This window comes from Alteromonas sp. CI.11.F.A3 (assembly GCF_032925565.1).
Classification (GTDB): domain Bacteria; phylum Pseudomonadota; class Gammaproteobacteria; order Enterobacterales; family Alteromonadaceae; genus Alteromonas.
The window spans coordinates 1,835,706-1,849,341 of sequence record NZ_CP136708.1 but is presented as its reverse complement, the minus strand read 5'-3'; the positions used below and the strand labels follow the sequence as shown (position 1 = coordinate 1,849,341).

The 13,636-nt window shown below is 42.9% G+C and carries 13 protein-coding genes; 4 read left to right on the top strand and 9 right to left on the bottom strand.

All coding sequences use genetic code 11. The annotated features are described in order from the left end of the window. Positions 1-25 precede the first annotated feature (25 nt). Genes R1T43_RS07890 through R1T43_RS07870 form a run of 5 tightly spaced genes read right to left on the bottom strand, consistent with a single transcriptional unit; the run spans position 26 to position 3,765 of the window. Positions 26-721 carry a hypothetical protein gene (locus R1T43_RS07890; protein WP_211072078.1) on the bottom strand — a complete coding sequence of 232 codons (696 nt, stop codon included), beginning with the start codon at positions 719-721 and terminating at the stop codon, positions 26-28. Further along, positions 718-1,482: an FTR1 family iron permease gene (locus tag R1T43_RS07885; protein ID WP_317354677.1), complete on the bottom strand. Its 765-nt coding sequence runs from the start codon at positions 1,480-1,482 to the stop codon at positions 718-720. The genes R1T43_RS07890 and R1T43_RS07885 overlap by 4 nt, the downstream gene beginning before the upstream one ends. Then, on the bottom strand, positions 1,472-1,825 hold the full coding sequence (locus tag R1T43_RS07880; protein ID WP_317354675.1) for a cupredoxin domain-containing protein: 354 nt from the start codon (positions 1,823-1,825) through the stop codon (positions 1,472-1,474). Before R1T43_RS07880 ends, R1T43_RS07885 begins: the two co-directional genes overlap by 11 nt. Then, entirely contained in the window at positions 1,809-3,098 is a 1,290-nt protein-coding gene (locus tag R1T43_RS07875; protein ID WP_317354673.1) for an ATP-binding protein, read from the bottom strand. The genes R1T43_RS07880 and R1T43_RS07875 overlap by 17 nt, the downstream gene beginning before the upstream one ends. A 1-nt stretch (position 3,099) precedes the next feature. Beyond that, positions 3,100-3,765, bottom strand: a complete 666-nt coding sequence (locus R1T43_RS07870; protein ID WP_317354670.1) for a response regulator transcription factor — start codon at positions 3,763-3,765, stop codon at positions 3,100-3,102. Between the two features lie 255 nt (positions 3,766-4,020). Here R1T43_RS07870 and R1T43_RS07865 point away from each other — a divergent pair, with 255 nt between their 5' ends. The 4 genes from R1T43_RS07865 (at position 4,021) to R1T43_RS07850 (ending at position 9,499) form a co-directional block, all read left to right on the top strand. Then, on the top strand, positions 4,021-4,503 hold the full coding sequence (locus R1T43_RS07865; protein ID WP_317354668.1) for a GNAT family N-acetyltransferase: 483 nt from the start codon (positions 4,021-4,023) through the stop codon (positions 4,501-4,503). A 237-nt stretch (positions 4,504-4,740) separates the two neighbouring features. Further along, positions 4,741-5,688 (top strand): MBL fold metallo-hydrolase, encoded by a 948-nt coding sequence (locus R1T43_RS07860; protein ID WP_317354665.1) that lies wholly within the window; start codon positions 4,741-4,743, stop codon positions 5,686-5,688. 317 nt (positions 5,689-6,005) lie between these two features. After that, complete coding sequence (gene lepB, locus R1T43_RS07855; protein ID WP_317354662.1) at positions 6,006-6,647, top strand: signal peptidase I; 642 nt, start codon at positions 6,006-6,008, stop codon at positions 6,645-6,647. 263 nt (positions 6,648-6,910) lie between these two features. Continuing rightward, positions 6,911-9,499, top strand: coding sequence for a TonB-dependent receptor (locus R1T43_RS07850; protein WP_317354659.1), 2,589 nt, complete (start codon positions 6,911-6,913; stop codon positions 9,497-9,499). A gap of 38 nt (positions 9,500-9,537) precedes the next feature. Here the strand turns inward: R1T43_RS07850 and R1T43_RS07845 are convergent, their stop codons facing one another. From R1T43_RS07845 to recR, 4 genes are all read right to left on the bottom strand, one after another. Next, positions 9,538-9,933 carry an MAPEG family protein gene (locus R1T43_RS07845; RefSeq protein WP_211072070.1) on the bottom strand — a complete coding sequence of 132 codons (396 nt, stop codon included), beginning with the start codon at positions 9,931-9,933 and terminating at the stop codon, positions 9,538-9,540. Positions 9,934-10,047: 114 nt separating this feature from the next. Beyond that, positions 10,048-10,692 (bottom strand): adenylate kinase, encoded by a 645-nt coding sequence (gene adk, locus R1T43_RS07840; RefSeq protein WP_013783409.1) that lies wholly within the window; start codon positions 10,690-10,692, stop codon positions 10,048-10,050. Between the two features lie 312 nt (positions 10,693-11,004). Next, entirely contained in the window at positions 11,005-12,927 is a 1,923-nt protein-coding gene (gene htpG / locus R1T43_RS07835; RefSeq protein ID WP_317354655.1) for a molecular chaperone HtpG, read from the bottom strand. Between the two features lie 109 nt (positions 12,928-13,036). Continuing rightward, a complete protein-coding gene (recR, locus tag R1T43_RS07830) occupies positions 13,037-13,636 on the bottom strand; it encodes a recombination mediator RecR (protein WP_211072068.1) in 600 nt (199 codons plus the stop codon).

The window sequence follows — 13,636 nt, the reverse complement described above, 5'->3', positions numbered from 1 at the left end:
TCTTAAGGTAATTCATTTTTGTTAATTAAAACTCGAATTCTAGTGACATTCTCAAAGTATGATCCTTACTGTCTCCATTAAGTCCCGCGATAAAGCCAAGCTCCCATTTTAATTGCTTTTGCCTTTCAAAGCGTTTAATACCCATAAAAGCTGGTCCAACGCCGACATAGTCCTCAGCTACATATAGTTCAATACCCGGCTGAACTTCAGGGATCCACCGGTAGCGATACTTTGCTTTGAATTCCCCCTCCCATTCGTTGGTAACAGTTTCTCCCCATTCGTATACCAAACTTACGTTGGTGGTCAGGCTAAACTGGCCAAACTCTTTCTCAGTGAGTATGCCCGCCTTTGCTGCCCAGTCATCGGTATTGTGTTGTTTCTCTAACTCAAACAGGGTTCCCCAATCAGCCCAATACTTTCCACGTTCAGTGACCATCCAGCGAAGCTCAAGCTCATAAGAATCTAGTCCAAAATCCTGATTTTCATCGCGAGCTCCCACTAGGTAAGTTTCTAAGATCACAAACTCAGAAAGGGCGTACCCAAACGAGAAGCGTTGCATTAGGACATTACCGTTATCATTTTGGCGTGAGGTTAGACGCCACTCAACTTCCCGTTCAAAAGGTAATACATAGGGTTGGTAGACACGGTCTACGGTAAAGTTGTCAGCACTTACGGAAAAAGTGGTAAGAAGGACAAATAGCAATATAACTATACGCGTCATTGTATAACCTCCACCTGTTGCCACAGTGCAGGTATGCGCTTCCTTATTGCAGCGATGGCGTTGGGCACAGCTAGGGTAAATAGAAATAACAATATGTAACTCATCGAAGGAGTGGCTTCATAGCCAATTAATGCGTTCAATAAATGCCCATACTCGCTCTTGTCGCTAATGATGTGACTACTATCCCAAACTTGTTGGGGAGTAGGAAATATATCTATTTGCTCCAGAAGTAACGCTACGTTTGCAACTTGCGCGGCAACAAAAATGGTGGTTAAACGAAACGTCGCTTTTTGGCTTACAAAATGAGTTAGTACGATATTGAGCAAAATAGCGATGCTAATGCTGATACCCAGCCCAATGGTAGTGCCAAGAAAAAGCAACGTACTATCGCTGCTATGCGAGAACTCTGATACAAAGTACACCATAAAGTGCAGACTGTTAGGTAGCCCTATCCCAAACATAAGCAACGTAATACCCATACTGTTTACGCTACGTTTTGAAAAAGGACAGATAACAAGTACACAGATGCCTATCCACGCACTTACTAATAGCGAGGATTTTAGTAACTCAAAACCAGCGCCTTCGGCCAATTCAGAGATAACGCCTAAATATGAATAAGAAATTACGGCGATTACAAGCAATAAGACTATTCGCCACATTAGTGACAAGCGAGACACGCTAGGTATCGCAATAAGTAAACTAAGTAATAAAAAAATGGGCAATGTATCTCTCAGGAAAAGTACCACGGTATTAATGAGCATCTGGCTCCTCCTTTTGCGATTGCACAACTACTTTGCCTACCGCACTGTTAGGGTGGAACTCTCCAAAAAAAGGGTACTCCCCTGGAGCCAGCGGCCCTATATAAATAATGCCTTTGCTGTTGGCAAAAATCACTTTTTCTCTGTTAAGCGAAAAGCTGTCTATTTCCTCAGGGGTATCATCAAAATTGATAAAAGTAAGACGTACCTTTTTTCCTGCTGGAACCACTACATTTTGAGGGTAAAAAAGATGATCTTTAATTTCTACCACTACTTCAGGTAGCGCATACACTCGAAAAGAGGCAAATGAGAAAAGGGCCAGAGAAATTTTAACGTAGAAGTTCATTTTTAAACTCTACCTTTACAACAAGGCCCCCCAATGTAGCATCATCAAGCACAACATAAGCATCATGCAGAGCAGCAATTTGAGACACTATGGCCAAACCAAGGCCACTACCCGTCGTGGTCTTAGCTTGTGTTGCACGGTTAAATCGCTTTAGCACACTGGGTCTTTCATTTGCGGGGATTCCAGGGCCTGAGTCCGCAACACTTAAAATCACTTTCGATGCTAGCTTTTCAATTCGAACAACAATTTGTGCTCCCTCTTGAGAATAATTACTCGCGTTGGTGATCAGGTTCTGCAACAAGGTGTACAACATAAAATGGACACTGTTTAGCCAAACCTCATCACCTTCCAAGGATATTTCTTGCTGTTTAGCTTCAATTTTCCCGTACAGGTCACTAATAACTTCTTGGGCTACATAGTGCAGATTTACTGCCTCCTTTTGCTCTACAAAAGTCTCTGGGCTGGTGCGTGTTAGTAATAAAAATTGATTCACCGCGTGAATCATCCTATCGGTATCCCGTTGAAGTATTTCAAGTAATTTACCGCTATCACCTAAATCCTCAGCGATATTATGGATATTGATTTTCATCACACTTAGCGGTGTACGCAATTCATGTGCTGCGTTAGATGCAAACTGCTGCTCTCTATCAAACGCGGCACTAAGACGAGAAAACATGGAGTTGAGCGTAGAAACAACAGGTTCAAGCTCACTGGGTTCTCTATCAAGTGAAATGGTAGAAAGATCATTACCTGTTCGCTTAGCCAGCTTTTGGGAAAGCTGTTTTAGAGGAGCAAGTCCCCACGTTATTCCCAAGAACAAAATTACAGCAAGGAGGGGAACACTAATAATAAAAGGTGTTATGGAAGCAACGGTTAATGCATCTGTTAAGGTAAAGCGATGACTCAATGGTTGAGCCACCATGTACCAAGAGCTTTCACCTTTTACATAAGAGGTATTCACACGCCATCGTGTTCCTAAAACATTTTTTTCTGAGAACCCCTCTTTAAAGTCAGAAAGTGGCGCTTTTAACACTTCGCTTGAGCTTTTTATCAGCTTATCGTCTTGCCAAATTTGAAATAACAAAGTGTGGTCTTTATTTGATGCCTCTCCATTAAAAGAAGCAATAGCGCGACTCAACGCTGTTAGCTCATTATCAAGTAACGTAGTTGATATATCGATTGTGGCACGATACCCGTGCAGCGCCGCACTGAAGACAATAAGTACTAGGGCACTGGTAAGGGTTAAAATAAGAAAGCGACGAATCGACGTCACGTTATTCTCCAGAGTTGGATATGCAATACCCCACGCCTCTAATTGTTCGAATAAAGTTTTCTGGCACCTTTTTTCTCAAATGACTGATGTGGACTTCTATCGTGTTACTTGCTACTTCCTCCCCCCACTCATAGAGCTTACTCTCAAGCTGATGCTTACTCAGTATACGCCCAGCGTTTTCAATTAGCGCCTTCAAAAGCATAAGCTCTCTTCGAGGAAGATGCACCTTATCTCCCTCAATAGTCAGTGTATGGTGCGCGGTATCAAGACTGACGTTCTTTACAGTGATCACACTTTGGGATGCAGTACCTAGCCTACGCTCCAACACCCGCAGGCGTGCTAGTAACTCATCAATTTCAAAGGGTTTTGGGAGGTAATCATCTGCACCCGCATCTAGCCCAGAGATTTTGTCGGTAGTTTTGTCTCTTGCTGTAAGAATTAAGACTGGCAGTACTGGGTTGGTTTTGCGAATACGCTTAAGCACGTTCAATCCATCTTGATCTGGTAGACCTAGGTCGAGAATGACAATGTCGCTTTGCGACATCTTAAATGTGTTCAATGCGCTAGCACCGTCGTAGACACAGTCTACGACGTAGTTTGCTTTACTCAATGAAACCTTAAGCGCACTGGACAATGGCCTATCGTCTTCTACTAACAGTATGCGCATATCATTCCTATAATTAGCTAATAAATTTAAGGGTACATTAGCAATATTAAGAAAACCTTAAGCTTTTTTATAATCAAGCTCGAAGTATAAGACAATCAACGTTCGGTGTGAAACTTGAGTAAATACACGAGAAATAAAGCCATGGTTGCCATGACCTAAAACAGCAATACCCTTGCATAGAAAAATGAACAGCTTGCTTCTCATCATCTATTTTTCTCCCCTCGCCGTGTTGTTCTTTATTATTACGCCTAAACGTTGTTATCTCTTTTCGAAATTACTGAGGTTTATATGGACATTAGTTTACGGGAAGTCACTAAAGACAATTGGCTGGATATCATTCATTTAGAAATTACTGAAGAACAAGAAAACTATGTAGCGTTAAATTCGGAATCTATCGCCGAATCAAATTTCTATCCCCATTACGTGAATAGAGCCATTTATCGAGGTGATGAGGCCGTAGGTTTTATCCAATATTATCAGGAGTTAGAAGAAAACCTACCTGACGAGTTTTATATTGCGCAATTCATGGTTGACGTCAAACATCAGGGGCAAGGCATTGGAAGAGTCGCGACCGAACAAGTTATAAAGGAAATGAGCGCCATTCCTGAATGTAAAAAAATAACAATTCTCTATATGCCAGGACACCATGCGATGCGAAAGTTCTATTCACAGTTCGGCTTTGTCGTAACCGAGGAAGACGACGAGGATGGTGTTGTGATGGAGCTTGAAATTAAATAACGTAAATGACGTTCCACACATTATTTTTCATGCATGACGATGACTGTCGTTATGGCGTACGTTCAAAAATGCAATTCACTATTGTTTAAAGAAATAGTTCCCCAAGCTTATGTTGTGCTGGAAAATCCATCATTAACAATTATAAGTTCACAGGCCGCTTTTAATTATTGAATGTAAGCCAACAGTGAAATTTGTCGTATAAAGTTTCGATAGGACTAATTTATTGAGGAGAAATATATGAAGAAAATGCTGAGAGGCTTTTCCTCTATCACAGTATTAATTTATTTATTGGCCGGTTGCACAGCATCAAACGAAGGCAATGTTAAGGGGTTGAGTGACAAGGAAATTGAAACGCGATTAGATAAACTACCGACATCACTTACCTCTGGCGATTTGTTTGATACAAGCATTCTCGAACCAACTCAGCTGTTTGATAATCTTTATTTTGTAGGTTACGTCAGTGTAGGTAGCTTTGTTGTCACCACGCCAGAAGGTATTATCTTAATTGATACTATGTGGACTCCTCACGACGCCGAACATGTCATTGTTCCAGGTCTTAAAAAATTAGGCTTAGACCCTGAAGATATCAAATCCGTGATAGTGACTCATGGTCACAGCGACCACTATGGTGGTGCTCATTATTTTGAAGCAAAATATGGCGCTACAATTTTAATGGGTAAAGATGAATGGAGCTATATCCACGATCCAAATGCCCCTGTTCTGACAGACCCTTTCGGTAATTTTTCTACAGAAATACCATTACCAGACACATACAGCCAAGTAACCGATGGTGAGACCATCGGGTTAGGTAACGCAAATATAACGGTACTTGCCACACCAGGGCACACCCCAGGGGGATTATCTTTATTAATACCGGTTACAGATAACGGCGAACCTCACTTGGTCGCACTGTGGGGCGGTACAGGATTACCCGATACGAAAGAAGAAAATCAAAATTATTTGCATTCTTTAAACTACTTCCAAAAAATAGCGAATAAGAAGGGAGTTGATGCAAGTATTTCAAACCACCCATTTTCAAATAACTTAATAGAAAAAATGAATACATTGAAAAATCGTGAGTTTAATCAATCAAACCCAATCGTAACGGGCAATAAAGCGTTTAATGAATATATCGATAATGAGTTACGAAATAACGTTAAAAAGAAGCTGTCATCATTTAAATAGTGCGAAAGAGGCAACATAAAATGCCTCTTTAAAATTTGCGTCTGGCACTAGAACAATATAAAGATCTGGTTATATGAGAACTAGGATGATTAGGTATGCCCAATAACCAGATCCTATTAACATGGTTTGTTTGCATACTCACGTTATGTACGTGAATTGCCTACGCCACATGTTGTCTAATAGGCGACCTTACAAACTCCACACATCTTGAAACACTTTCACTATGAACTGTTTTCAGTTCACGTTTTCTACACTTATAGAACTTTTAGAAGCGGTTATAACTGCACCATACTAACCACCTATTGTTAGGAATAAAAATGAAGCAACAAGCTGGCTCGTTTATTAAAAGAAACTTACCGTTCATTCTATTTGTTGTACTGATGTTTTCATTTAGAAGTAGCGTGGCGGATTACTATCATGTACCGACCGGTTCCATGGAACCCACCATTCAAGTCGGTGATCGCATTGTGGTAGATAAAAGTGCTTACACCTTTGAACTGCCGTTTACTAATGTGGTGCTTGCCCAAACTGGCGACATCGCCCGCGGTGATATTGTGGTTATTCAAAGCAGTGCCGCCGATACGCGGTTAGTTAAACGTGTTGTCGCCATTGCGGGTGACACGGTTAGCTTAAGTCACAACAACCTAACCGTGAATGGCGATCACGCTGTAATACACAGGCGCGAAAACTATGTATTCCAAGAAAATATGGGTGATAGTCAGCGCACTATTCAGCTATTACCGGTTAAAGGAGCGCGCTCGTCATTTAATGACGTTGTTGTACCAGAAAAGCATGTATTGGTAATGGGCGATAACCGAAATAACAGTGTGGATTCACGATACTACGGTTTTATTCCCGTAGAAGAAATTCAAGGTCAGGCAACCCGCGTGGCTTTTTCGTTAGATAAAGAAAATTACTATTTACCAAGGGGGGAGCGTTCTTTACTTGCCCTTCAGTAATATCAATATGAAAGGCATATTCCTAATAGGATATGCCTTGCCCCTTTCCCCTACGCGGCATTAATTATACGTTAGCAACAGGTCTCAGCACTTCCAGCCTATCCCCATTTTTCATTTGTACACAATTTGTAACTAACTCTTATCAAAAACAATAGCTTGGCAACTTGCTACTTTACCCACGTTAATGCTATTGATTGATTAGTAACCATCCGCGTTACTGAAATAATAAACAACAAGTAAAATGGAACCATAAGGAAATCACAATGAAACATGGCGTTAAACTTAGTGCGCTCACACTCGCACTGGCTGGACTCTCGTCTATCTCCACCTCACAAGCTCAAGAAGTAGAAGAAAAAGCTGAGGGAGTAGAACGAATTGCGGTAACAGGCTCTCGTATCAAACGAACCGACATTGAAGGCCCCTCACCTATTCAATCGATAGATGCCACCATGATAAAAGGCATGGGTTATGAAAACCTCCAACAATTGCTAGAACGTATGCCGGCTACCGGCGCAGGAACTTTCTCTACCCGTAACAATAGCCAAGACTCCACCGCAAATGGTGCGGCCTCTGTGTCCCTTAGAGGTATGGGCCCAGATGCCACCTTAGTTCTCATTAATGGCCGACGTGTTGCCATCAGTGCATTTGCAGAAAGTATTACTAACTCATTTGTCGATATTAACGCTATTCCGGTATCGGCCATTGAGCGTATAGATATCTTAAAAGATGGCGCGTCAGCTATTTACGGTTCAGATGCCGTAGCCGGTGTAGTGAATGTTATTTTAAAGAAAGACTATGATGGTTTAGAAGTAAACGTAGGCTATGGCGGTACCACAGGGCCAAGCTACGGTGAAACTACAGCGAATATGCTGTGGGGCAGCCAAAGTGAAAAAAGCAGCGCTACAGTCATTCTCGATTACTTTAGCAACAGCCGGTTGGGCGCGGATGAAATGGGGCGGTTTGGCACGGCGAATCAATCGCCTTATGGCGGAATGGATTTTCGTTCTTCTCGCGGGTATCCCGGTTACTTCTATGTTGATGGTGTTAAAACCATCGATCCCGACTGCCCAGCTGATAGCGCAACAGCATCAGGAAGTTGTTTGTTTGACTATGGTCCATACGGACTCACTATTCCTGAATCGGAGCGCGTAGGCTTTATTGGCCAATTCGATTACAAAATTTCATCTGATGTTACTGCGTTTATGGAAGTTGCCGTACAGCACAATACCTCTGAGGCTGGCGGTGCAGCCACGCCACTTGATGAAGATGCTGGCTTAACCGTACCTGGCACCCATCCTGATAACCCGTTTGGACAAGATATTGATATTGGCCGATACCGCCCCGTTGATGCTGGCGCAAGACGTTGGGATATAGAAACAGATACCCTTCGGTTTGTGGCAGGCTTACGAGGCCAAATTTCTGACTACGACTGGGAAGCGTCTGTACAAAAAGGCAGAAGTCGATCGGAGCAAAGCGGTGACCAATCGCAAGGTTGGGTTCGCGTAGATTGGCTACAGGAACAGATTGACCTAGGTAACTACAATCCTTTTGGTGGTGTAACTAATTCACCTGAGGTAATTGATGCCATCACCACAAGCTTGGTTCGCCGAGGTGAATCTCGCATGACAAGCTTTGATGCTCACATTACTGGCGAAGCATTTGCGTTAGGTGATGAAATGGTCATGATGGCAGCGGGTATAGAGTACCGCGAAGAACAAGTATCAGACATTCCAGATATTCAATTTCAACAAGGCCTTATTTTTGGTACCGAATCGGTTTCTGCTAACGCAGAGCGCGATCAATATGCCGCCTATCTGGAATTATCAATTCCTATCTCTGATCAACTAGAGCTTCAACTGGCGGGTCGTTACGACGACTACAGTGACTTTGGTAACACCACTAACCCGAAAGTTGCTTTGCGTTGGGCGCCTAGCGATGAAGTCACCCTTCGTGCCTCGTGGGCACAAGGATTTAGAGCGCCGTCATTGGCACAAGTAGGTTTGGGTCCTTCACAAAAGAGTGTATTCTTTGTGGATAGATACCGCTGTGAAGCAACAGGTTTAGATTGTGAATCGCTAGATTACAATATTGAATTTGCAGGTAACCCAGATTTGGAAGCGGAAGAGTCTGAATCGTGGAATGTGGGCGCAATTTGGGCCCCAACGCAAGCGCTTGGCTTAAGTGTTGATATTTGGAGTATCACCCAAGACAACAAGATTGATGAGCAGCAATTTGGATTGGTATACGACACTGAGTGTAATAATCAAGACAGCGAAATTTGCGTACGCTTAGATCCACAAGGCGGCGCTAGCTTAGGGGTTATCCAAAAGATATTTAATACTTATCAAAACGTGTCTTCACAAGAAGCTGCAGGTATCGATTTAAGTGCAAACTACATGATTTCGCTTAACGACTATGGCGACGTTAAATTCAATCTTGATTGGTCTTACCTTACCGAATTTGAAAAAGACGGCTTAGATTACACGGGCGAATATGGTTATCCTGAGCATCGCTGGTTGTTTGGCACTACGTGGAGCAAAGGGGCGTTTGACGCTAATTTGAATATTAGTTTTGTGGGTGAGTTTGAAGATACACCCGATATCGACTTCGACGGCGTGTTAGATTTTGAAGAAAACACATCTCGTATGGTCGACTCACAAATGCTAGTGGATATTCAAGGTGGCTATAACGTGACCGACACTATTCGACTTGTACTTGGCGTAAACAACGTATTAGATGAAGAACCCCCTTTTGCTATAGGGAATGGCGATAGCGACCTTTACGGGTACGTGGGTAGTATCCACAATCCACGCGGCCGCTTCGTATATACCAAAGCAACGTTTAGGTTCTAAACGCTAGCGCTAACTGTGATTGCCTGAATGTCAGGCAATCACAATCCAAAGTGAATTAGCATTAAGTTAGCAATAGCTGCTACTAACATGGCTAAAAAGGTCAGTAACATACCTGCGATACGTTGCCAACTTGCCCCACTATGATGTCTTAATCCGTAAGCATGGAAAATACGCCCGAATAACAGTGAAGATGCTAGTAGATGTACCGCCCAACCTTGCCCCGTATTCGCTTCAAAACACGCAATCATAATTAAGGTAATAGGGACATATTCACTAAAGTTGCCATGAGCGCGACTGAGCCTTTTTAGGTCTTCGTTGCCACCATCACCCAAGCTAATTTGATTTTTTCTACGAACGCCTACCACTAGAAATGATAAGTATAAGTAGCAAATCCCCAACAGACTGGCATAAAACGCCGTTATAGGTAATACCATGAGTTAGCTCCACGTTTATATTAGTTATTCTGCAATTATTAAACGCTATTCGCTTATAACATACAAGTAACAAAAAAGGCCGCTACTGCGGCCTTTACAAATCAACAAGCTTTATTAACCTAGAAGTTCTGCAAGCTCTGCGCTTACTTCGTCAACTGGGCGTGTGCCGTCTAATTTGTGGTATTCGCAGTTGCCCGCATCAGCTTCAGCGCTATAGTAATTAACTAGTGGCTTAGTTTGCTCATGGTAAATTGCAAGGCGTTTACGCACTGTCTCTTCTTTATCATCATCACGGATAATAAGGTCTTCACCAGTATCGTTGTCTTTCCCTTCCTCTTTAGGTGGGTTGTATACAACATGGTATACGCGACCTGAAGCAGGGTGTACGCGACGGCCGCCCATACGCTCAACAATCACATCATCTGGTACGTCAAACTCAATACAATGATCGACAGAAACACCCGCTTCTTTCATTGCATCAGCTTGAGGAATTGTACGAGGGAAACCATCTAACAAGAAACCATCTTTACAATCGTCTTGTGCAATACGCTCTTTAACTAGCCCAATAATGATTTCATCAGATACCAGCTTACCTTCATCCATTACACGCTTGGCCGCTAGGCCCATTTCCGTACCTGCTTTTATAGCAGCACGAAGCATGTCACCGGTAGAAATTTGGGGGATCCCATATTTGCCCATTAAAAACTGAGCTTGTGTGCCCTTACCCGCGCCAGGAGCGCCGAGAAGAATAATTCGCATGAGTGCGTTCTCCGCTTATGATTTTGAACTTTTTTACTTGGGGCACTTTACACATTCAGCACCACAGTGACAAGTATAAGCCCCACTGTAGAGGGAAACTAAACACTTATGATGAATATATATACTACTTATGGCCCGTTATAAAATCCGACTTTGGTCTTAACTCACTGCTTACGTTCAAACGTACCGAATGAAGTTAGCTAAACGGGTAAAATATAACATAGATTAACGTGCAAAATAGATTTAAAGACCCTAGAAACAAAAAACGGGCATTACGCCCGTTTTATATTAATTAACTTTTAATATTGAAGCTTATTTTGCTAACTTCATTAGTAAAGTGTTTAAGTTTTGCACAAACGCTGAAGGGTCTTTTAAGCTACCCTGTTCAGACAATGCAGCTTGGTCAAACAATACACCAACCCATTGCTTAAACAAATCTTCGTCTTGCGTTTCTGCTAGGGTTTTAACCAAAGCATGCTCTGGGTTAAGTTCGAATAGATACTTAACATCAGGCACAGGCTGACCTGCAGCTTGCATCAACTTCATCATTTGTGTGGTCATGCCGTTGTCATCAGCAACAATGCACGCAGGAGAATCAGTTAGACGGTGTGTAAACTTAACGTCTACGACTTTATCGCCAAGGGCGGCTTTAGCACGCTCAACAATACCTTCTACTTCTTTCTCTGCTTCTTCTTGGGCTTTCTTAGTATCTTCATCTTCAAGGTCGCCTAAATCTAAGTTTGCTTTCGCTATAGATTCAAACGGCTTTTCGTTGAAATCGCTTAAGTGCGACATTAACCACTCGTCAATGCGCTCACCCATTAGTAATACTTCAATGCCTTTCTTACGGAAGATTTCTAAGTGCGGGCTCGATTTAGCCGCTTGTAGGCTGTCTGCCGTTACGTAGTAAATCTTGTCTTGGCCTTCTTTCATGCGTTCAATGTAATCTGCTAACGACACGGTTTGTGCGTCAGAGTTACTATTGGTTGATGAGAAGCGAAGTAAACCAGCGATTTTTTCGCGGTTGTTATGATCTTCAGAAGGACCTTCTTTCAGCACGTTACCAAACTCGTTCCAGAATGACTGGTACTTCTCGGCATCGTTCTTGGCCATTTTCTCCAGCATTTGAAGTACGCGTTTAGTACAACCTTGACGCAATGCTTGGGTTACCTTGTTGTCTTGTAGAATTTCACGAGACACATTAAGTGGCAAGTCGTTGCTGTCTAGAAGACCTTTAACGAAGCGCAAGTAATTAGGCATAAACTGCTCGGCGTCATCCATGATGAAAACGCGCTGAACATACAGTTTTAAACCGTGCGCTTGGTCGCGGTTCCACATATCAAACGGGGCTTTAGATGGAATGTACAACAAACTTGTATATTCAGTCTTACCTTCAACTTTGTTATGTGCCCATGCAAATGGGTCGGCAAAGTCGTGAGAAATGTGCTTATAGAATTCTTTATATTCTTCATCAGAAATATCTGACTTTTCACGCGTCCACAAAGCTGTAGCTTTGTTGACTAGTTCCCACTCGCCTGGCTGTGCTGGCGTCTTCTCGCCATCAGGGCCTTCGCTTTCAGGCACTTCTTCTTTCCACATTTTAACCGGAATACTAATGTGGTCTGAGTATTTGCTTACAATTGAACGTAAACGCCAATCATCAGCGAATTCTTTTTCGTCTTCACGAAGGTGCAATACAATTTCAGTACCGCGAGTTGGTTTGTTGATTTCTGCTAAGGTAAATTCACCCTCGCCTTCAGAAATCCACTCAACGCCTTGTGATGCATCTGCACCAGCGGCACGGGTGCGTACCGTTACTTTGTCAGCAACGATAAATGCTGAGTAAAAGCCAACACCGAACTGACCAATCAGTTGTGAGTCTTTTGCGTTGTCGCCAGAAAGTTTACTGAAGAAATCTTTTGTACCCGACTTTGCGATAGTACCTAAGTTGGCTATCACTTCGTCGCGGTTCATACCAATGCCGTTATCAGCAATAGTTACCGTGCCCGCTTCTTTATCAACACTAATTTTTACGTTTAGGTCGCCATCATTTTCATAAAGGCTGTCGTTTTCTAGTGCGCGGAAACGTAGCTTGTCTGCTGCATCGGCAGCGTTAGACACAAGCTCACGTAGGAAGATTTCTTTATTTGAATACAAAGAATGAATCATCAGATGTAGAAGTTGTTTTACTTCCGTCTGAAAACCGTGGGTTTCTTTATGGGCTGCTTCAGCCATAATCCAATATCTCCTCGTTGAATGGATCACGTTACTTTCAAACAGGTAAGGCCGAACTAGCAGTTTTCAACAGCAAAGAGAAAAAATATTATTGGGGAAGCGCCGCAATTTAGAGTTTGCGGCGACCAGAAAAGGCGTGAGTAAGGGTGTTACCGTCTATATATTCAAGCTCGCCGCCCACAGGCACACCATGGGCAATACGAGACGCTTCAACGTTATGGGCCGCACAAAGCTGGGCTATATAATGCGCAGTGGCTTCACCTTCCACGGTGGGGTTGGTGGCAAGGATCACTTCGTCAATGCCACCTGCACTAAACCGGGTTTCCAATTCATTTAGGCCAATTTCTTCAGGCCCTACCCCATCGATAGGTGACAAATGCCCCATCAATACAAAGTACTGCCCTTTATAACTAAGGGTTTGCTCGATGGCCAACACATCTTGCGGGCTTTCAACAATACATAATAAGCCACTGGCCTCACGCTCGGGGTGACGACAAATTTCGCATAGCTCATCTTCCGTAAATGTTCTACAGCGCTTGCAGTGATGGATATGCTCCATGGCGTTGTGCAACACATTACTTAAATCTATCGCGCCCTTACGGTTGCGCTCCAGAAGGTGAAACGCCATACGCTGGGCGCTCTTATTCCCTACCCCTGGTAGGCAAGTTAACGCTTGAATTAATTCATTCAGTAACGGGCTAAACTTCAT

What these genes read in the sequence shown, in the direction of transcription:
- R1T43_RS07890 (WP_211072078.1), bottom strand. Translation starts at nt 721, where the DNA reads ATGACGCGTATAGTTATATTGCTATTTGTCCTTCTTACCACTTTTTCC.
- R1T43_RS07885 (WP_317354677.1), bottom strand. Translation starts at nt 1,482, where the DNA reads ATGCTCATTAATACCGTGGTACTTTTCCTGAGAGATACATTGCCCATT.
- R1T43_RS07880 (WP_317354675.1), bottom strand. Translation starts at nt 1,825, where the DNA reads ATGAACTTCTACGTTAAAATTTCTCTGGCCCTTTTCTCATTTGCCTCT.
- R1T43_RS07870 (WP_317354670.1), bottom strand. Translation starts at nt 3,765, where the DNA reads ATGCGCATACTGTTAGTAGAAGACGATAGGCCATTGTCCAGTGCGCTT.
- R1T43_RS07860 (WP_317354665.1), top strand. Translation starts at nt 4,741, where the DNA reads ATGAAGAAAATGCTGAGAGGCTTTTCCTCTATCACAGTATTAATTTAT.
- lepB (WP_317354662.1), top strand. Translation starts at nt 6,006, where the DNA reads ATGAAGCAACAAGCTGGCTCGTTTATTAAAAGAAACTTACCGTTCATT.
- R1T43_RS07850 (WP_317354659.1), top strand. Translation starts at nt 6,911, where the DNA reads ATGAAACATGGCGTTAAACTTAGTGCGCTCACACTCGCACTGGCTGGA.
- R1T43_RS07845 (WP_211072070.1), bottom strand. Translation starts at nt 9,933, where the DNA reads ATGGTATTACCTATAACGGCGTTTTATGCCAGTCTGTTGGGGATTTGC.
- adk (WP_013783409.1), bottom strand. Translation starts at nt 10,692, where the DNA reads ATGCGAATTATTCTTCTCGGCGCTCCTGGCGCGGGTAAGGGCACACAA.
- htpG (WP_317354655.1), bottom strand. Translation starts at nt 12,927, where the DNA reads ATGGCTGAAGCAGCCCATAAAGAAACCCACGGTTTTCAGACGGAAGTA.
- recR (WP_211072068.1), bottom strand. Translation starts at nt 13,636, where the DNA reads ATGAAGTTTAGCCCGTTACTGAATGAATTAATTCAAGCGTTAACTTGC.